At 65.6% G+C, this 17,630-nt stretch carries 19 protein-coding genes; 13 read left to right on the top strand and 6 right to left on the bottom strand.

Going from position 1 to position 17,630, the window contains the following annotated elements:
* Positions 1–47: 47 nt before the first annotated feature.
* The 7 genes from ACUSIJ_RS16105 to ACUSIJ_RS16135 are packed head-to-tail and all read left to right on the top strand — an operon-like array spanning position 48 to position 6,384.
* The gene (locus ACUSIJ_RS16105) at positions 48–830 is read left to right on the top strand and encodes an enoyl-CoA hydratase (RefSeq protein ID WP_449309426.1); all 783 of its coding nucleotides are present in this window, start codon (positions 48–50) and stop codon (positions 828–830) included.
* A gap of 17 nt (positions 831–847) precedes the next feature.
* A complete protein-coding gene (locus ACUSIJ_RS16110; RefSeq protein ID WP_449309427.1) occupies positions 848–1,303 on the top strand; it encodes a MaoC family dehydratase in 456 nt (151 codons plus the stop codon).
* 15 nt (positions 1,304–1,318) lie between these two features.
* Positions 1,319–2,236, top strand: a complete 918-nt coding sequence (locus ACUSIJ_RS16115; RefSeq protein ID WP_449309428.1) for an SDR family NAD(P)-dependent oxidoreductase — start codon at positions 1,319–1,321, stop codon at positions 2,234–2,236.
* 3 nt (positions 2,237–2,239) lie between these two features.
* The gene (locus ACUSIJ_RS16120) at positions 2,240–3,403 is read left to right on the top strand and encodes a thiolase domain-containing protein (protein ID WP_449309429.1); all 1,164 of its coding nucleotides are present in this window, start codon (positions 2,240–2,242) and stop codon (positions 3,401–3,403) included.
* Between the two features lie 4 nt (positions 3,404–3,407).
* The gene (locus ACUSIJ_RS16125) at positions 3,408–3,839 is read left to right on the top strand and encodes a Zn-ribbon domain-containing OB-fold protein (RefSeq protein ID WP_449309430.1); all 432 of its coding nucleotides are present in this window, start codon (positions 3,408–3,410) and stop codon (positions 3,837–3,839) included.
* Entirely contained in the window at positions 3,836–4,735 is a 900-nt protein-coding gene (locus tag ACUSIJ_RS16130; RefSeq protein ID WP_449309431.1) for an NAD(P)-dependent oxidoreductase, read from the top strand. The genes ACUSIJ_RS16125 and ACUSIJ_RS16130 overlap by 4 nt, the downstream gene beginning before the upstream one ends.
* Before the next feature lie 38 nt (positions 4,736–4,773).
* Positions 4,774–6,384, top strand: coding sequence for an FAD-dependent oxidoreductase (locus tag ACUSIJ_RS16135; RefSeq protein WP_449309432.1), 1,611 nt, complete (start codon positions 4,774–4,776; stop codon positions 6,382–6,384).
* A gap of 119 nt (positions 6,385–6,503) precedes the next feature.
* Here ACUSIJ_RS16135 and queF read toward each other — a convergent pair whose 3' ends face one another.
* From queF to ACUSIJ_RS16160, 5 genes are all read right to left on the bottom strand, one after another.
* Entirely contained in the window at positions 6,504–6,968 is a 465-nt protein-coding gene (gene queF, locus ACUSIJ_RS16140) for a preQ(1) synthase (RefSeq protein WP_449309433.1), read from the bottom strand.
* Positions 6,969–6,985: 17 nt separating this feature from the next.
* Positions 6,986–7,690 (bottom strand): 7-carboxy-7-deazaguanine synthase QueE, encoded by a 705-nt coding sequence (queE, locus tag ACUSIJ_RS16145; protein WP_449309434.1) that lies wholly within the window; start codon positions 7,688–7,690, stop codon positions 6,986–6,988.
* Positions 7,687–8,064, bottom strand: a complete 378-nt coding sequence (gene queD, locus ACUSIJ_RS16150) for a 6-carboxytetrahydropterin synthase QueD (protein WP_449309435.1) — start codon at positions 8,062–8,064, stop codon at positions 7,687–7,689. Before queD ends, queE begins: the two co-directional genes overlap by 4 nt.
* On the bottom strand, positions 8,064–8,765 hold the full coding sequence (gene queC, locus ACUSIJ_RS16155; protein ID WP_449309436.1) for a 7-cyano-7-deazaguanine synthase QueC: 702 nt from the start codon (positions 8,763–8,765) through the stop codon (positions 8,064–8,066). The genes queD and queC overlap by 1 nt, the downstream gene beginning before the upstream one ends.
* Before the next feature lie 200 nt (positions 8,766–8,965).
* Positions 8,966–10,003 (bottom strand): LacI family DNA-binding transcriptional regulator, encoded by a 1,038-nt coding sequence (locus tag ACUSIJ_RS16160; RefSeq protein WP_449309461.1) that lies wholly within the window; start codon positions 10,001–10,003, stop codon positions 8,966–8,968.
* Positions 10,004–10,268: 265 nt separating this feature from the next.
* Between ACUSIJ_RS16160 and ACUSIJ_RS16165 the strand changes: the two genes are divergently transcribed.
* From ACUSIJ_RS16165 to ACUSIJ_RS16190, 6 genes are all read left to right on the top strand, one after another.
* On the top strand, positions 10,269–11,243 hold the full coding sequence (locus tag ACUSIJ_RS16165) for a substrate-binding domain-containing protein (protein WP_449309437.1): 975 nt from the start codon (positions 10,269–10,271) through the stop codon (positions 11,241–11,243).
* 113 nt (positions 11,244–11,356) lie between these two features.
* The gene (locus ACUSIJ_RS16170; RefSeq protein WP_449309438.1) at positions 11,357–12,355 is read left to right on the top strand and encodes an ABC transporter permease; all 999 of its coding nucleotides are present in this window, start codon (positions 11,357–11,359) and stop codon (positions 12,353–12,355) included.
* A 10-nt stretch (positions 12,356–12,365) separates the two neighbouring features.
* On the top strand, positions 12,366–13,199 hold the full coding sequence (locus tag ACUSIJ_RS16175; RefSeq protein WP_449309439.1) for an ATP-binding cassette domain-containing protein: 834 nt from the start codon (positions 12,366–12,368) through the stop codon (positions 13,197–13,199).
* Between the two features lie 106 nt (positions 13,200–13,305).
* Positions 13,306–14,208: a sugar phosphate isomerase/epimerase family protein gene (locus tag ACUSIJ_RS16180; RefSeq protein WP_449309440.1), complete on the top strand. Its 903-nt coding sequence runs from the start codon at positions 13,306–13,308 to the stop codon at positions 14,206–14,208.
* Positions 14,209–14,266: 58 nt separating this feature from the next.
* Positions 14,267–15,439, top strand: coding sequence for a Gfo/Idh/MocA family protein (locus ACUSIJ_RS16185; RefSeq protein WP_449309441.1), 1,173 nt, complete (start codon positions 14,267–14,269; stop codon positions 15,437–15,439).
* 82 nt (positions 15,440–15,521) lie between these two features.
* A complete protein-coding gene (locus ACUSIJ_RS16190; RefSeq protein ID WP_449309442.1) occupies positions 15,522–16,463 on the top strand; it encodes a sugar phosphate isomerase/epimerase family protein in 942 nt (313 codons plus the stop codon).
* Positions 16,464–16,616: 153 nt separating this feature from the next.
* Here the strand turns inward: ACUSIJ_RS16190 and ACUSIJ_RS16195 are convergent, their stop codons facing one another.
* Positions 16,617–17,597 (bottom strand): ABC transporter substrate-binding protein, encoded by a 981-nt coding sequence (locus ACUSIJ_RS16195; RefSeq protein WP_449309443.1) that lies wholly within the window; start codon positions 17,595–17,597, stop codon positions 16,617–16,619.
* Positions 17,598–17,630: the final 33 nt, after the last annotated feature.

The raw sequence follows: 17,630 nt of genomic DNA on the forward strand, positions 1-17,630 counted from the left end.
TTTTGTCGTTTCCGTGAAAGGACAAAGTGCTCTAGATCGGAGGGAGCATGCCGGAACTCATCGAACGGATCGAGGACGGGATCGCGTGGTTGACGCTCAACCGTCCGGAGCGGATGAACGCCCTGTCGCCGGACCTCGTGGAGGCGCTGCTCGCCGCGCTCGAGCGGCTCGCCGCGGATCAGGGCATTGCCGCGGTCGTGCTGACCGGTGCCGGCCGGGCCTTCTGCGCCGGCGGCGACGTCAAGGGCATGTCGGCCGGCATGGACCGCGGGTTCGAGACGCGGCTCAACATTCTGAACCGCGTCCACCGCATCCCGCACCTGCTGCACACCATGCCCAAGCCCACGATCGCCGTCGTCAACGGCGCCGCGGTCGGGGCGGGGCTGAGCTTGGCGCTCGCCTGCGATTTCCGCATCGTCGCGCGTTCGGCCCGGCTTTCGACCGGCTTCGCCAGGATCGCCCTGTCGGGCGACTACGGCGGAACCTGGTTCCTCACGCGGCTCGTCGGAACCGAGCGCGCCCGTGCGCTCTACTATTTTTCGACGATGATCGAGGGCGACGAGGCCGGGCGTATCGGGATGGCCACCGAGGTCGTCGGGGACGACGCGCTGGCGGGAGCGGCGCAGGCGTTTGCCGCCCGGTTCCGCGACGGGCCGTCGCTCGCGATCGGCTACATGAAGACGAACCTCAATGCCGCCGAAACCCGTTCGCTGGACGCGGTCCTCGCGCTCGAGGCCCTGCATCAGGCGCGCGTGGCCCTCTCGGAGGACCACCGCGAGGGCGTGGCGGCCTTTTCCGAGAAGCGGGCCCCGCGCTTCAGCGGGCGATGAGCGGAGGGACAGGGACGATGAAAAGCGTGGAAACCCCCGAGGAACTGGCGCAACTGGCCGGCACCGAAATCGGCGTGAGCGAATGGGTGACCGTCGATCAGAAGATGATCGACGGCTTCGCCGACGCCACCGGCGACCACCAGTGGATCCATGTCGATGTCGAGCGCGCCGCGCGCGAGATGCCGGGCGGCAAGACGATCGCCCACGGCTATCTCATCCTGTCGCTGATCCCGCGGCTGATCAATTCACTCTACGAGGTCCGCAGCAAGAAGCGCGGCATCAACTACGGCCTCGACCGCGTCCGGTTCATCGCGCCGGTCGTCGTGGGCGCGCGCGTCCGCATGCGCTCTACGCTGAAATCGGCCGAACCGATCGACGGCGGCTACAAGTATCTGTTCCAGAACACGTTCGAGATCGAGGGCGCCGACAGGCCCGCCGCGATCTCGGAAAACATCATCGCAGTCTACGTCTGAGAGAGGCACGAGGACATGACAGAGAAAGCCTTGCAAGGAAAGGTCGCGGTCGTCACCGGCGCAGGCGGCGGCATCGGTCGCGCGATCGCCGTGGCAGCCGCTGACGCCGGCGCCAGGGTCATCGTCAACGACATCGGCGGCGCGCTGGACGGGGAGGGGCATTCCGACGCCCCGGGCGCCGAGACGGTATCGCTCATCCGTCAGGCCGGCGGCGAGGCCGAGTTGTCCACGGATTCGGTCTCGTCCTGGGCATCCGCGCAGAAGATCGTGCAGGCGGCGCTGGATCACTACGGGCGGATCGACGTCGTGGTGAACAACGCCGGCATCCTGCGCGACACGATCTTCCACAAGATGGATCCCGGGGACTGGGACGCCGTGATCGGCGTGCACCTGAACGGAAGCTTCTATGTCAGCCGTGCGGCCGCGCCCCATTTCAGGGAGCAGCAGAGCGGCACCTACGTGCACATGACATCGACCTCCGGCCTGATCGGGAACTTCGGCCAGGCGAACTATTCCGCCGCCAAGCTCGGGATCGTCGGCCTGTCGAAATCCATCGCGCTCGACATGGAACGTTTCGGCGTGCGGTCGAACTGCATCGCCCCGAATGCCTGGAGCCGCATGATCGGGTCGATTCCGGCCACCACCGATGCCGAGAAGGCGCGCGTCGCCCGCCTGCAGCGGATGACGCCGGACAAGAACGCGCCGCTCGTGATCTTTCTCGCCTCGGATCTCTCCAGGGGGGTGACGGGGCAGATATTCGTCTCCCGGAACAACGAGATATTCCTGATGAGCCACAACAGGCCGCTGCGCGGCATCCAGCGCGCCGAAGGCTGGACGCCGGAAACCATCGCCGAACACGCGTTGCCGGCGATCCGCGCCGACCTGCGGCCGCTCGAACGCAGCGCCGACATCTTCGGCTGGGACCCGGTGTGAGCCATGGGCGGCGATTGCTACATAGTCGGTGCCTACGAGCACCCCACGCGCAAGGCGCCCGACAAATCCGTGGCGCAGCTGCATGCCGAGGTGGCGCTGGGCGCCCTGCACGATGCGGGTCTCACGCTGCGGGACGTCGACGGCTATTTCTGCTCCGGCGATGCCTTCGGCCTCGGTCCGCTGACGATGGCGGACTACCTGAACCTGCGCCCCCGGTATCTCGACTCGACCGATATCGGCGGCGCCACCTATCTGGCGCAGATCGGCCACGCCAGGCGCGCCATCGCGGAGGGACGCTGCGACGTCGCGCTCATCACGCTCGCCGGCCGGCCCCGAAGCGAGGGCCAGGCGACCGGCACGGCCTTCCGCCCCGGCAACCCCAACCAGGCCGACAGCGGCTGGGAAGCGCCCTTCGGCCCCGCCACCGCCAACATGTACGCGATGTGCGCCATGCGCCACATGCACGAATACGGCACGACGAGCGAACAGCTCGCCTGGATCAAGGTCGCGGCCAGCCACCATGCGCAACACAACCCGCATGCGCTCCTGCGCGACGTGGTCACCGTCGAGGAGGTGGTGAACTCGCCCCTGGTCACCGACCCGCTGCATCGTCTCGACTGCTGCGTGATCACCGACGGCGGAGGTGCGCTGGTGATCGCGCGGCCGGAGATCGCCCGCTCGCTCCAGCGCCCCCTCGTGCGCGTCGCCGGGGCCGGGGAGGCCTTCAAGGGCCAGTCGGGCGGCAAGGTCGACCTGACCTATTCCGCCGCCGCCATGGCCGGCCCCGCCGCCTTCGAGGAGGCCGGGGTATCGCCGTCCGACATCGATTACGCCTCGCTTTACGACAGCTTCACCATCACGGTTCTCATGCAGATCGAGGATCTCGGATTCTGCGTCAAGGGAGAAGGCGGCAGGTTCGTTGCCGACGGCAACCTGATCGCCGGGACCGGCAAGCTGCCGTTCAACACCGACGGCGGCGGGTTGTGCAGCAATCACCCGATGAACCGCGGCGGGATGACCAAGGCGATCGAGGCGGTCCGGCAGCTGCGTGGCGAGGCCACGCCCGCGGTGCAGGTTGCGGATTGCCGCCTCGCCGTGGCCAGCGGGATCGGCAGCCTCATGGGCAGCCGCCACGGCGCGGCGGTCGTGATCCTGGAACGGGAGTGACGCCATGAACGATACGCCGCTCTATACCGATCCGCCCGAGAACACCGACAGCGCGCCTTTCTACGATGCCGCGGCGGAGGGCCGCTTTCTGGGGCGCCAATGCACCGCATGCGGTGAATTCCACTGGTATCCGAGGCCATTCTGCCCGTTCTGCGCCGGGGCCACGGAGTGGGTGGACATGTCGCCACACGGGACGATCTACAGCTTCTCGGTCAGCCGCCGCGCCTCGCCGCCCTTCGCGATCGCCTATGTCGAACTCGCAGATGGTCCGCGCATGCTGACGAACATCGTCAATTGCGACTTCGATACCCTGCGGATCGGCCAGCCGGTGCGGCTGAAATTCATGCCCACGATGGGGGGCAGACACGTTCCCTGCTTCGAGCCCGCGGATGCGGACGCAAGCGGGAAGGACAACAGGGAGGACGCGCAACCATGAACGGGACTGACACGCGGATCGGCATGATCGGCATCGGCGCCATGGGCTGGCCGATGTCGAGACGCCTCGTCGAGGCGGGCTACACGGTGGCTGTCTACGACCTCGACCATGCCCGCGCCGACGAATTCGCGGCCAAGGTCGGCGGGACGGCGGCGCATGCGCCCGCGGAACTGGCCGGGGCCGCGGACATCATCATCACCATGCTGCCGCACAGCGGCATCGTGGCGGATGTCCTGACCGGTGCCGACGGGGCGCTCCCTGCGATCCGGCCGGGTACCGTCGTCGTCGAGATGAGTTCCGGCGTGCCCGCGAGGACCATCGAGATCGGGCAACGGCTCGCTGCTGCCGGCGTGCACATGGTCGACGCGCCGGTCTCCGGCGGCGTGCCCAGGGCGGAGACCGGGGAACTCACCATCATGCTCGGCGGGGAGGAGGCTGAGGTCGCCCGCGTCGAGCCGGTGCTGGGGCATCTCGGCTCCTCCCTGCTGCGCATCGGCGCGCTCGGCTCGGGCCATGCGATGAAGGCGCTCAACAATCTCGTGTCCGCCGGCGGCTTCCTGATCGGCGTGGAGGCGATGGTGATCGGGCGCAAGTTCGGCCTCGATCCCGGCGTGATGGTCGATGTCCTGAACGCCTCGACGGGCATGAACAACTCCACCCAGAAGAAGTTCAAGCAGTACGTGCTCTCGCGCGCGTTCAACTCCGGCTTCAGGCTGGACCTGATGGTGAAGGACCTCACGATCGCCCTGGGCATCGCCAACGAGGGGCACGTCGCGGCGCCCTTCTCGTCGCTGTGCCGCGAGCTGTGGGAGGGGGCGCTCAACGCGGGCCACGGACCCGACCATACGGCCTTGGCGCAGTTCTCCGAGAAGCTCGGCGGCTGCGAGCTTTCATGACCTCCCGACGGTGCCGGCGACAGAGAAGGGACAGGGACGTGACGCGGGTGAATTTCGACCATGTGGCGGACGTGGTGATCGTCGGGCTCGGGGTGGCCGGCGGTTGCGCAGCGATCGAGGCGTGCGACGTCGGAGCCGACGTCGTCGTCCTGGAAAAGCAGCCCGCCGACCGCCACTATTCCAACACCCGCATGAGCGGCGGCGGCTTTCACAGCCCGCGGCCGGACGGGCGCTTCGAATCGCTGAGGGCCTATGCCAAGGCCATGTTCAGCGGTGACGGGCTGCCGTTGCGGCTGGAGGGCGAGATGCCGGAATTCGCCGACGAGCTGGCCGACATCTGGGCTCGCCTCGCGCCGGAGAACGAGCCGTTCATGCGCAGCCTCGATCCCATGTTCAAGACGATCAGCATGGCGAGCGCGGCATTCCCCGAGTTTCCGGGCGCGTCGGACGCGGGATACTTCGTCGTGCGCAGCAGCTATACCGGTTCGGAGGACGAGAAGGACATCTACGGGCTGACGCGCGATCTCGACAAGTCGCAGAAGCAGGCCGGCGAGGCGTTCCACGCCTGCCTGATGACCGGCGTCGCCAGCCGGGACATCCCGATCCACTATGACACGCGTGGCCGGTGGCTGATCCTGGACGACGAGGGGAACGTCGCGGGCGTCGCCGGCGAGCGGGGCGGCGCCTCCGTCACCTATGGCGCACGGCGCGCGGTGATCATCTGTACGGGCGGCTTCGAGTACAACAAGCGCATGCGCAAGGCGTTTCTGGACGGGCCGGCGGCCGAGGGCTGGGCCTTCTACGGTTCCCCGGCCAACACCGGCGACGGGATCGAGATGGCGACCCGCGTCGGGGCGGCGCTGGCCAAGGTGGGCAGCGTCGCGGGCCGCATCATCTGCGCCGTGCCGGAGCGCCGCCACGGGCTCAAGGTCGGCCTGAACACGAACGGCGTCGGCAAGCCCAACGAAATGGTGGTCGACAGCTACGGCCGGCGCTTCGCTTCCGAGCGGCGCATCACCAAGGATCCGAGCCGCTACATCTTCTACAAGGAAGCCTTGCAGTTCGACACGCTCGCGCTGGACTATCCGCGCATCCCCTCGTGGATGATCTTCGACGAAAGCCTGCGCGAACGCGGCCCCGTGGTACTGACGGCTTCGGCCTCCTACAACGGGATCGACTGGGGCGACGACAATCTTCGGGCGATCGGGCAGGGCTGGATCCTGAAGGGCGAGACGCTGGAGGAACTGGCGGAGAAGATCCGTCTCCACCCCGACAACCTGGAGCGGATGGACGCACGAGCGCTATGCGCCGAGATCGCGCGCTATAACGCGCATTGCGCCGCCGGCTCCGATCCCGATTTCAACCGCGAACCGGGCACGCTCGGACCCGTCGAAAAACCGCCGTTCTATGCCATCCCGCTCTATCCGGGCGGCCCCAACACCAAGGGCGGGCTGCGGGTGAACGCCCGCCGCCAGGTGCTGGACTGGGACGATCGGCCCATCCCCCGCCTCTATGCCGTCGGCGAGATCGCTTCCGTATTCCAGTTCGCCTATCAGGGCGGCGGCAACCTCGCGGAGGGCATCAGCTTCGGCAGGCTGGCCGGCCGGCTGGCGGCGGCGGAACCCGACAGGCCGGGCGAAGGGGCGTGAGTGACGGGCTTCATGAGGACGGCGCCGGCCGCCTCGGCCCTGACGGCCCGCTCCAGGTCGCGGACGGAGCGGCCGTCCGGGGTATACGGGAAGCGGTCAGGAGCGCGGAAAGCCCGGGGTCATCCTCTGCCGCGATAGGGCGGCACGCCCTGATCGGGGATCCAGACGCCTTCGGGGATCGCGGCGGTTTGCCAGAAGACATCGATCGGAATGCCGCCGCGCGGATACCAATAGCCGCCGATCCGCAGCCAGCGTGGTTCGAGACATGCCACGAGGCGCCGCGCGATCGAGATCGTGCAATCTTCGTGGAAGGCGCCGTGATTGCGGAAGGAGCCGAGGAACAGCTTCAGCGATTTGGATTCAACCAGCCATTCGCCCGGCACATAGTCGATCACCAGATGCGCGAAGTCGGGCTGGCCGGTGATCGGACACAGCGAGGTGAATTCGGGCACGGTGAACCGCACATTGTAGCTCACATCGGCCTGCGGGTTCTTCACGCGTTCGAGAACGGCGTCCTCCGGGCTTCGCGGCATGACCGTCGCGCCGCCCAATTGCTTGAGATTGCTGTAGATCGTCTCGGTCATTGCTTGTCCTTTCGCGGTCATACGCCGCGTCTGTTGCCCCAGATCAGCACGTGAAGCTGCGGCAGGATGCGCGGCGCGAGCCAGCCCCGGCCTATGGTCGCGTCGACGAGCCAACGCATCCGGTCGGCGAGGCTTTGCGGATCGACGGGCTTTTCGGGGTCGGTCTCCGGGTTGCCGGGTTGCAGATAGAGAGCGAGGTCGGGATAGCGCGCCGCAGCCAGACGTGCCCATTCCAGATCGTGCTCGTCGAAGATCACGATCTTCATGATCCTGTCGGCGCTCCTTGCCGCCGCGAGGCAGGCGTCGAACGCGCTCCAGTCGGTCTGCTGGCCGCTCGAGGGGGGCTTGGGCGACAGCACCAGCAGCGACAGATCCGCGAACCAGTCGCGCGCGACCGACCCTTGCGTCTCGCAGGCGAAGCGGTAGCCCCCGGCCCGCCCGAGCGCGATGACCGGGGCGAAATCCTGAATGGCCGGATTGCCGCCCGAGATCGACACCGTCAGCGGCCGATCGCCCGAAAGGCGCGCAACCTCGGCCATGATCTCGGGCGCTTCCATCGCGGCCCAGTCGTGGCGATAGCGGCTCTCGACAGCGTGGAGGCTGTCGCACCAGCGGCAGCGGTAGTCACAGCCGCCCGCGCGGATGAAGACGGTCGGTTGACCGATCAGCGCGCCTTCGCCCTGGATCGTCGGCCCGAAGATCTCGGCGATGCGCAGCGTCATGGTCTATGCCCTGGCCGGCACTCCGGCCGGTACTCGGCCCAGGTCTTCGGCGTTTCCGAGACTTTCACGGCCGAAACCTCGGGCCAGCGCGCATGGCACCAGTCGTAGAAATGCTGCGCCAAGTTCTCGGCGGTCGAGGGGACGCCGAGCACATCGTTCAGATGGCGGTGATCGAAACGCTCGTCGATATAGGTCTTCAGCGGCGCAAGCTCGTGATAGTCGCGCACGAAGCCGTCCGCATTGAGCGCAGGCGCCGACAGTTCGACCACAACGACGTAGTTGTGGCCGTGCAGCCGCGCGCATTGATGGCCATCCGGCAGATGGTCGAGCCGATGCGAGGCGGAGAAATGGAACTCCTTGGAAACGCGGTACATCAGGCCATCCCCCGCGCCGCGACGGCGGCGCGCCAGAAATCCGGGTCGGCATAGCGGGTGGGGTCGGGCACGCCCGCGAGCGCGAAGGCCTCGCGGCGCTCGACGCAGGTGCCGCAGCGCCCGCAATGGATCTCGCCGCCCTTGTAGCAGGACCATGTTTCTGCGAAGGGCGTGCCGGCACGCGCGCCCTCGGCCACGATATCAGCCTTGGTCCTGCGCACGAAGGGCACATGCAGCGCGACGTCGGCATAGCCGTCGAGCGCGGCCTTCTGCATCGCGGCAAAGGCGTCGGTGAAGCCCGGCCGGCAATCGGGATAGATGAAGTGATCGCCGCCGTGCACCGCGGCCGCAACCGCGTCGTCGCCTCTCGCGGCCGCCACGCCGAAGGCGATCGCGAGCATGATCGCGTTGCGGTTCGGCACCACGGTGATGCGCATCGTTTCCTCGGCGTAGTGTCCGTCGGGCACGTCGATATCGTCGGTCAGCGCCGAACCTGTCAGCGCCGCACCGATCGGACGCAGGTCGATCAGATGGAAGGGCACGCCGAGCCGCCCGGCGGCGCGTTCGGCGAAATCGAGCTCCTTCCGATGCCGCTGTCCGTAGTCGAAGGAAATGATGCGCGAGAGTGTGTGTTCCGCCGCCATGATATGGGCAAGCGAAACGGAATCGAGTCCGCCGGAGCAGACGATGGCTGATTTCATTGTTGAGGCCCTTGTTTTGGTAACCGGGTAGGCTGCGACCGGTGCTGCGTCTTTTAGGCCGTTGGTCGGGGCCGCGCAACCCCGAGATTCTCGCGCAGCGTCGCATCGCCTGCCGATACACGGAGGATCGGCTGCGCAATGCTCCTTGCATTCGGGCAGTTTGACCTCATCCAGACCCCATCCATGGTCACTGGCAGCCTCTAGACGCTTTCCGGCGTGATGATCTCGAACGGGATGACGCGCTGGAGGATCGTGGTGCTGTTGCGGTGCTCCAGGGAGGTGATCATCGTCGCGATCAACTCGTCCGACGTTTTTTCCAGCGGGTGGCACAGGGCGGCGGTGATCAGCCCCTCCGACAGGCCCTGGCGCGTATCCGGTCCGATGTCGCGACAGACGACCTTGACCCTTTTCCGTCTTTCCTCCGGAGCGTCCCGCATCGCTCTCAGCACGCCCGAGATGCCGCCGCCGATGATGAATATGCCCCGCAGGTCGTCGACCTGGGAGAGCAGCTCGCTCACCATCCTGTAGGCTTCCTGCGGCTGCTCGTGGGTCGGCCGGCTGTCATCGACCTGCAGATGCGGCACGTGCTCCCGCATGTACGACCGGAAGCTCGCATCCGATATGTCCTGGCACTGATAGCGGTGGTTGCCGATGAAAACCGCAAGTCTTCCGGGGTCCGGGTTCATCTGGGCAAGAAACCATGCCGCGGTCCGTCCGAGTTTCCAGTTGTCCGTCCCGACGAAACCTGCCCGATCCGGTGCGGACTGGTCGGTGATATAGGCGACGACGGGTACGTTGCGGGCCTTCAGGGACTGGATCCTCTGGCTGATCAAAGGATGATCCCCGGCGATGACCGCAACCGCATCGCACTGTCCACCGAGAGCCTCAAGGCGACCGGCGATATTCTGAGGATCGAGGATATCGACGAAATCGACCAGCGGTTCGATCTTCTCGTTCTGCCGTCTCGCCGCCGCTTCGACGATCTGTTCGCCGAACAGACGGTACAGCTTGCGCGTCGACTGCTGAAGCAGGAATCCGAAGCGATAGCTGGGAAGCGCGCGCTTCCTGCGGTCCTCGATCACACCGAGACCATAAAACCCGATCTCCTCCGCCGCGTTTTGCACTCTCCGGATGGTTGCCGCCCGAACCGACCCCGATCCGCCCAGGATGCGGTTGACGGTCGAAATGCTGACGCCTGATGCCCCAGCAAGATCGGCAATGGTCGGTCGATTTCTCATGAAACTTTTTATCTCATTCTTGATTGAGTTAAAATGATACAAAATCTCTTTTTTGTTGCAAGAATTATTTCGAATGGTCGGGTGGTTTGCTATCAATATCGTCGTGACGAGAACGGATCCGGAGAAGATGTCGTCTCGATCGCCGCTTTGGAGTGCTTTCCGATCGGATGGAATCATCCGATCGATCAGAATTCGCTCAAAATCAAAGAAGTAGAGCGTTCCATCGTTTCCGTGAAATGATGCAATGCTTCAGGGAGGAAATCAGATGAATGTTGCGAAGCGTGCCCTGCGCGGGCTGCTGGCGAGCGTTGTCGTCTTGCTCGGTGCCACGTCGGCGATGTCGGCGAATATCGCCGTCGTCGGTGGCAAGACGGACGATGAATTCTGGAACCGCATCAAGAAGGGGCTGGACGACGCCCGGCTCATCGTCGAGCAGAACGGCGGTTCCGTCACCTATCTGCAATTGCAGACCTACGACAACCTGGGTCCCGATGCCGCGCAGCTCGTCCGGACGGCGATCAGCCAGGGCGTAGACGGGATTGCCGTGCCGAACTGGGTGCCCGAGGCCCAGGACGACGCCATCAGGGCCGCCGTCGACGCCGGCGTCAAGGTCATCCTGATCAACACCGGCAGCATCGAAAAGGCGCGCGAACTCGGTGCGATCAACTATGTCGGCTCGGACGAATACACGGCCGGCAGGGCGGGCGGCGACTATTTCGCTTCCAAGAATGCGAAAAACGTTCTTTGCATCAACACCGTTCCCGGTGCCGCCAATCAGGAGGCCCGATGCAAGGGCGTGATCGACGGCGTCACCGAAAAAGGCGGAACGGCGAAGCAGCTTCCGCTTCCGTCGACGAGCTTCGGCGATCAGACGGCGATTGCCGAGGCCATCAAGGCGACGCTGCTGCAGGACGACACGATCGACGGCGTCATCAACATCAGCGCCACCGACGCCGATGCGGGCGCGAGCGGCATTGCCCAGGCCGGCAAGACCGGCAAGGTCGTCCACGGCACTTTCGACCTGAATGCCTCGGGTCTGGCCAGGATCAAGGACGGCTCGCAGAGCTTCGCGATCGATCAGCAGCCCTATCTGCAATCGCTGCTCGCCGTGACGCTTCTGGCGTCGCACATCGATTTCGGAACCGATCTCCCCACCGCGCCCGTTCTGACGGGACCGGGCATCGTGGATGCGTCGACCATCGAGACAACCCTGGCCGGCGTCGGGAAAGGCGCCCGCTGACGGGGCGGACGGCTTCCGGCCGCGCCAGACCTCCGCGGCCGGAGCCATCGCATGTGCGTGCGGCGTCGACCCGCGCACATCGGACGGAAAAGCCCGAACTGGGACAATCACCGATGAACAACCTTTCCTTCGGCAGCCTGCTGCGCCGCCCCGAGACGGGAGCCTTCCTGGGCCTTGCCGGCGTCCTGATATTCTTCGCCGTTTTCGGCAGCTCCAGGTTTCTGGCGCCTGCGGGCGCGGCAAGCTGGCTCAACGTGGCCGCCAACCTCGGCATCGTCGCGCTTCCCATCGGTCTGCTGATGATCGCCGGCGAGCTCGACATCTCGATCGGCGCTCTCATTCCCGCCGGCTCCATGACGGTCGCGATCCTCTCGGGGCACTATGATCTGCCGATCTGGATCGGCATGCTGAGCTCGATCCTCGTGGGCCTCGTCATCGGTCTCGTCAACGGCATCCTCGTCGTGCGCACCGCCGTGCCGTCGCTGATCGTGACATTGGGCACGCTGTTCGCCGTGCAGGGCCTGACGCTCGGCCTTTCGGTCCTCGTGACCGGCACGACCAGCGTGGCGCTGATGGCCGACCCGTGGGCGAAGTTCGTCTTCGGCCAGTTCATCGGCGGTTCTTTCCAGGTCGTCATCCTGTGGTGGTTCGCCATAACGGCGCTCTTCATTTTCTACGTCCACTTCTCTCCCTACGGAAACTGGATCTTCGCCATGGGCGGCGACAGGGTCAGCGCCCGCAACGCGGGGATTCCGACGGACCGCCTGACGATCATCCTCTTCGTCCTGTCGGCCACGAGCGCCTCGTTCGTCGGCATGTGCCAGGCGATCCTGTTCAACTCCGCACAGGTTTCCGGAGGGATGACCTTCATCTTCAACTCGATCATCTCGGTTGTCGTCGGCGGCGTGCTCCTGACCGGCGGCTTCGGCTCGGTGATCGGCATATTCTTCGGCACCATCACCTTCGCCATCGTGAACCAGGGCATCTACTTCACCACGTTCGACCGCAACTGGTCGAGCCTCATCATCGGCGTGATGCTCCTGCTCGCGGTCCTCATGAACAACACCTTCCGGCACATGGCGCTGACCTATGCGCCCGCGAAGAAGAAGTGAGGGCCGGTCGATGACGACGCCCATTCTGGAGCTCGAAAACGTCTGCAAGTCCTTCGGACCGATCGACGTCCTTCATGACATCACGCTCGAGGTTCACGCGGGGGAGGTGCTGTGCCTCCTCGGAGACAACGGCGCCGGCAAGTCCACGCTCATCAAGACGCTCGCCGGCGTCCACAAGCCCACCAGCGGAACGGTCAAGTTCGAAGGCAGGCCGCTGGTGTTCAACAGCCCGCGCGAGGCCGCCGATCTCGGGATCGCGACGGTGCATCAGTTCGGCGGCACGTTTCCGCTGATGACCATCGGCCGGTCGTTCTTCGTCGGCCGCGAACCGACGAAGGGCTTCGGCCCGTTCAGGATCTACGACCGCAAGAAGGCCAACGAGATCGCGGTGAAGGCCGTGCGGGAGTTCGGCATCACCCGCATCGACGACGGGGATCGCCTGATCGGCGGCCTGTCCGGGGGTGAGCGGCAGTCGCTCGCGATCGCCCGCGCCGTCCACTTCGGTGCCCGCGTCCTGATCCTGGACGAACCGACGGCGGCGCTCGGCGTGAAGGAGGCGGCTCACGTGCTGCGGATCGTTCTCGAAGCGCGCCGGCGCGGCCTCGCCGTGATCTTCATCACCCATAACGTCATCCACGCGATGACGGTCGGCGATCATTTCGCGGTGCTGATCAAGGGGGCCAAGGCGGCGGATTTCCGGAAGGGTGAAAGGACGCGCGAGGAAATCACGGACCTCATGGCGGGCGGCGAGGCCATGGCCGAACTCGAAGCGGAGATCGAGGCCTATTCGGCCACACATCGCGGGCATCCGCCGCCGGTGCGGGCCGTCGGCCACCGCAACTGACGGATCTGACGGATCTTCGTCCGGATACGCAACCGACCCGCCTGCCGCGCAGGCGGGATGGGACAACGCAACCTTTTGACGGATGACTACTTACGGGTGACTTGCCATGAAATTCACGCTCGATCCTCACATGTTCCGGCATCTGTCCCTTGAGGAGACCTGCCGCATCACGGCGGAACTGGGCTACGACGACATCGAGCTCTCGCCGCGGCCGGACTTCCTGCAATGGTGGACGCGCCCGCGCGTCTATCCCGATCGCGTCGCGCGCTTCAAGAAAGCGCTCAAGGACCACGGCGTCGGCCTCGCGACCCTGCAGCCGATGTATCGCTGGGCCAGCCCCTACCGCGAGGAATGGGAGATCGCGATCGACAACTGGAAGCGCGTCATCGAGATCGCCAACGACATGGAATGCCCGCTTCTGGTGTCCGAATTCGGCCGCGGCGGCTCGCCCGAGCGCTCGGCCGCCGACCGCGACGGGCTGCACACGCCCGAGGCCTGCGAAAACGCCTTCTGGCGCGCAATGGACATCGTCGTGCCCCTCCTCGAGCGCGCGGGCGTCACGCTCAGCCTCGAGCCCCATCCCGAGGACTGGCTGGAGCGCATCGAGCCGGCGGTCGATATCGTGCGCACCATCAACTCGCCGTGGGTCAAGTGCTCCTACATCGCGCCGCACACCTACTTCTACGGCGACGACATGGTCAAATCGCTCCGCGCCACCGCGGGCGAACTCGTGCACGTGCGGCTTGCCGACACCTACGACCACAATGCGTCGTCCGCGCTGCGCTACATCGTCAATCCGCCGGGCGCCAAGGTGCGCGTGCACCAGCACCTCGATATCGGCGAGGGAGAGCTGGACTGGGACACGTTCTTCTCGACGCTCGCCGACATGCAATTCGACGGCGTGCTGTCGAACTGCGTCTTCGCCTGGGAAGACCGCGCAAAGGACAGTGCCCGCCTGATGCGCCGGAAAATGCAGGAATACGTCGACAAGTATTGGCGGACGAAATGACCCTCGTCTGCTTTGCTTTTCCAAACAGAACAGAACAGTTTCCAGAAAAGGCCCGGACATGCTGAACGGAGAAAGACTGATCGAACGCCCCCTTCGCTGGGGGATGGTGGGCGGCGGCCGCACCGGGCAGGTGGGCTACAAGCACCGGACCGGGGCGACGCGCGACGGCACCTACCGGCTTGTCTGCGGCGCCTTCGACCTCGACCCCGAGCGCGGGCGCGACTTCGGCACCAGGATCGGCGTCGACGCCGAGCGCTGTTATGCCGATTATCGGGAACTGATCGCCAGGGAATTGCAGCGCGAGGACGGCGTCGAGGTCGTTTCGATCGCCACGCCGAACGTCACCCATTACGAGATCACCAAAGCCTGCCTTGAAGCCGGGCTTCATGTGATCTGTGAGAAGCCGCTTTTCTTCACCGTCGCCGAATGCGAGGAGATCGCCGGGCTCGCCGATGAAAAGGGCCTGATCGTCGGCGTGACCTACGGCTTCACCGGCCACCCGCTGGTGCGCCAGATGGCGGCGATGGTCGCCAGGGGCTGGCTGGGCGAGATCCGCATCGTGGATCTGCAATACACCCACGGCTTCAACGCCGGCGATGACGTGGGCGCGCCCGAGGCCGTGAAGTGGCGCACCAGTCCCCTGACCGCCGGGCCGACCTTCGTTCTGGGCGATATCGGCACGCACCTCTACTACCTGTCGGAAATCGTGCTGCCGCACCTGAGGGTCGACAAGCTCCTGTGCGACCGCAAGGCGTTCATCCCGAGCCGCGCGCCGCTGGAGGACCATGCGACCGTGCTGATGCACTATGACAACGGCGCGCGCGGCCGCCTCTGGGTGTCCTCCGTGAACGCGGGCAACATGGGATCGCAGCGCTACCGCTTCATCGGCTCCAGGGCGAGCGTGGAATGGTCCGACAGCCATCCCGACCAGTTGCTCTATGACGTGCAGGGCGAGCCGAACCGCATCCTGCATCACGGCATGCCCTATCTCGAACAGGAAAGTCTGGCCATCGACCGCATGGGCGCGCTGCATACCGAAGGCCTCGGCGACAGCTGGTCGAACATCTACCTGTGGATCGCGCAGGCGATCGACGCCAGGAACCGCGGCGACGAAGCCTTCCTGAAGACGCACCACTACCCGGGAATCGCGGCCGGGACGGAGGGTGTGCGATGGCTGGAGAACTGCGTGCGTTCGGCAGATGCAGGTTCCGTCTGGGTCGACTTCACCTGATCCGGACCGGCGGCGCGCCCGAAACCTTCCGCCTCCTTCGCGGCGCGCCGCGACATCTCACGTTTCAACGAAAGACCAACAGATGAAGCTTTCAATCTGCACCGATGTCATGGGCGATCTGCCCTTCACTGAAATGCTCGACAAATGCGTCGAACTCGGCGTCGAAGGCATCGAGATGACCGGCGGCGGCTGGTCCCGCGCCCCCCATTTCCGCGCCGGCGAACTCCTGGCGGACAGGGGGATGCTGAAGACGAAGCTGAAGGAGATCGCGGCGCGCGGCCTTGAGATCGCGGCTCTCAACTGCTCGGCCAATCCGCTCGATCCGGGTGACATGGGCAAACGTCACCGCAGGGAGATGGAGGATACGATCCGGCTCGCGGGCGAGATCGGCGTCAGGACGATCGTGGCGATGTCGGGTCTTCCGGAGGCCGCGCCGGGCGACACGGTCCCCAACTGGCTCGTCTATACGAGAAGCTGGCCCGAGGAGATGCCCGAGCGGGACCGCTATCAGTGGGAGGAGCGCGCCTTCCCGCTGTGGCACGGTCTGGTGAAACTGGCCGGGGAAGTCGGCGTCGAGAAATACGCGCTCGAAAACTTCTCGGCCATGCTCGTATGGAACCCCGAGACCCTTTTCCGGCTGCGCGACGAAGTCGGCCCGACGGTGGGCATGAATCTCGACCCGTCGCACCTGATATGGATGGGCGCGGATCCGATCGCGTCGGCGCGCGCGCTCGGCCCCGCGATCCACCATTGCCACGGCAAGGACACCCGCATCGAACGCGGCCTCGCCGACGTGAACGGCCTGCTCGAACTCAAGGAAGTCACCGACGTGGCCAACCGCGCGTGGAACTACGTTGCCGTGGGCGCGGGCCGCGATCTGCAATGGTGGAAGGAGTTCTTCTCCGTCGTCCGCATGGTCGGCTACAATGGCTGGGTCAGCCTTGAAATGGAGGATTTCACAATGTCCACCGAGGCCGGCATCCGATCCTCCGTCGATGCGCTGAAAGCGACGGTCAGCCGCTGAAAGACGCGTGCGGCCCGGCCGCGGTCCGCGCTCCTCTGACCGAGATCGGATTCTCGTCAGCTGGCATCAAGCCGAAAAGGGCGCGTCCTTTTCGGTTCGATGCCAGCAAGGAGATGGCGCGGCGGCACCGATTCAGCATTTCCGCACGTTGCGCTAGTTCTGGGGAAGCTGGTAGTCGACCTTGTCCGGTGCGATCGACTTGAGGATGTCGGCATGGATGAAGCCTGCCCAGTCGATGCCTTCCGCCGGCAACTTCCCGCCTTCCACGAGCTGCGTCTCGATCAGCCGGAGAGAGTCGATCGTTCCCTGATCGAGCAGAATGTCGGAATTGTACTTGGTCATCAGCATCCGCGTGAAGTCGACGTCCATGCGCAAATAGGCCGCGATGATCTTCGCCGCCTCGTCCGGCTGTTCACGAATGAAATCCGCCGCCTCGATGATCGCCGTCAGCAGCGTACGTGCCGTTTCCGGGTTCGCCTCCGCCCAGGTCCGGTTGAAGTAGACGAGGTTGTGGGCGGTGAAAATGCCCTCGTTGTCCCTGAGGATCGCGGTGTCGGAGACGCCCTCCACCATCCTCGACATCCACGGCTCCCACGTCGCTGCGGCGTCGATGTTTCCGCGCTCCAGCGCGGCCATCATCTCCGGCGGATCGACGGGAACGACGGTGTAGTCGTCCGCGTTGAGGTTCAGCTTGCTGATGAACGTGCGCCAGAACACCTCGCTGGCGCTGCCGATCGTCACGCCGATCTTCTTGCCCTTGAGGTCCTCGACGCCCGCGACGTTGCGGGCGACGAGGCCGAAATACCGCAGGGGCTCCGAGCCCTGCGCGACGACGACCACGTCCTTGTCGATGTTGTAGTTGAGAATGCCTGCCTGTTCGGCCGCAAGCGCCGCCTGGACCTGGTTCTTGATCAGCAGCGAAACCATGGCCGATCCGGCGGGGCCGGATTCGAGCCGCACGTTGAGGCCGTGCTTTTCGAAGATGCCCGCGTCCCGTGCGACGTAGAACGCGCCGAGCGAGGGATCCTGGCCCGTCGCGACCACGATGTCCTGTGCGAGCGCGGCCGTGCCTGCGAGCGCCGCGGCGAGGGCCGCGATCGCCGTCGTCCGTATCTTGCCGAGAAGTGCGTTCATGTCCTTCAGTTCCCCATTTTTGCTGTTGTGCGG

The sequence above is a fragment of the Pseudochelatococcus sp. B33 genome, from assembly GCF_053570585.1.

Bases quoted from the DNA above. Each gene is read 5' to 3' on its own strand.
- ACUSIJ_RS16105 (WP_449309426.1), top strand. From the start codon at position 48: ATGCCGGAACTCATCGAACGGATCGAGGACGGGATCGCGTGGTTGACG.
- ACUSIJ_RS16110 (WP_449309427.1), top strand. From the start codon at position 848: ATGAAAAGCGTGGAAACCCCCGAGGAACTGGCGCAACTGGCCGGCACC.
- ACUSIJ_RS16115 (WP_449309428.1), top strand. From the start codon at position 1,319: ATGACAGAGAAAGCCTTGCAAGGAAAGGTCGCGGTCGTCACCGGCGCA.
- ACUSIJ_RS16120 (WP_449309429.1), top strand. From the start codon at position 2,240: ATGGGCGGCGATTGCTACATAGTCGGTGCCTACGAGCACCCCACGCGC.
- ACUSIJ_RS16125 (WP_449309430.1), top strand. From the start codon at position 3,408: ATGAACGATACGCCGCTCTATACCGATCCGCCCGAGAACACCGACAGC.
- ACUSIJ_RS16130 (WP_449309431.1), top strand. From the start codon at position 3,836: ATGAACGGGACTGACACGCGGATCGGCATGATCGGCATCGGCGCCATG.
- queF (WP_449309433.1), bottom strand. From the start codon at position 6,968: ATGACCGAGACGATCTACAGCAATCTCAAGCAATTGGGCGGCGCGACG.
- queE (WP_449309434.1), bottom strand. From the start codon at position 7,690: ATGACGCTGCGCATCGCCGAGATCTTCGGGCCGACGATCCAGGGCGAA.
- queD (WP_449309435.1), bottom strand. From the start codon at position 8,064: ATGTACCGCGTTTCCAAGGAGTTCCATTTCTCCGCCTCGCATCGGCTC.
- queC (WP_449309436.1), bottom strand. From the start codon at position 8,765: ATGAAATCAGCCATCGTCTGCTCCGGCGGACTCGATTCCGTTTCGCTT.
- ACUSIJ_RS16160 (WP_449309461.1), bottom strand. From the start codon at position 10,003: ATGAGAAATCGACCGACCATTGCCGATCTTGCTGGGGCATCAGGCGTC.
- ACUSIJ_RS16165 (WP_449309437.1), top strand. From the start codon at position 10,269: ATGAATGTTGCGAAGCGTGCCCTGCGCGGGCTGCTGGCGAGCGTTGTC.
- ACUSIJ_RS16170 (WP_449309438.1), top strand. From the start codon at position 11,357: ATGAACAACCTTTCCTTCGGCAGCCTGCTGCGCCGCCCCGAGACGGGA.
- ACUSIJ_RS16175 (WP_449309439.1), top strand. From the start codon at position 12,366: ATGACGACGCCCATTCTGGAGCTCGAAAACGTCTGCAAGTCCTTCGGA.
- ACUSIJ_RS16180 (WP_449309440.1), top strand. From the start codon at position 13,306: ATGAAATTCACGCTCGATCCTCACATGTTCCGGCATCTGTCCCTTGAG.
- ACUSIJ_RS16185 (WP_449309441.1), top strand. From the start codon at position 14,267: ATGCTGAACGGAGAAAGACTGATCGAACGCCCCCTTCGCTGGGGGATG.
- ACUSIJ_RS16190 (WP_449309442.1), top strand. From the start codon at position 15,522: ATGAAGCTTTCAATCTGCACCGATGTCATGGGCGATCTGCCCTTCACT.
- ACUSIJ_RS16195 (WP_449309443.1), bottom strand. From the start codon at position 17,597: ATGAACGCACTTCTCGGCAAGATACGGACGACGGCGATCGCGGCCCTC.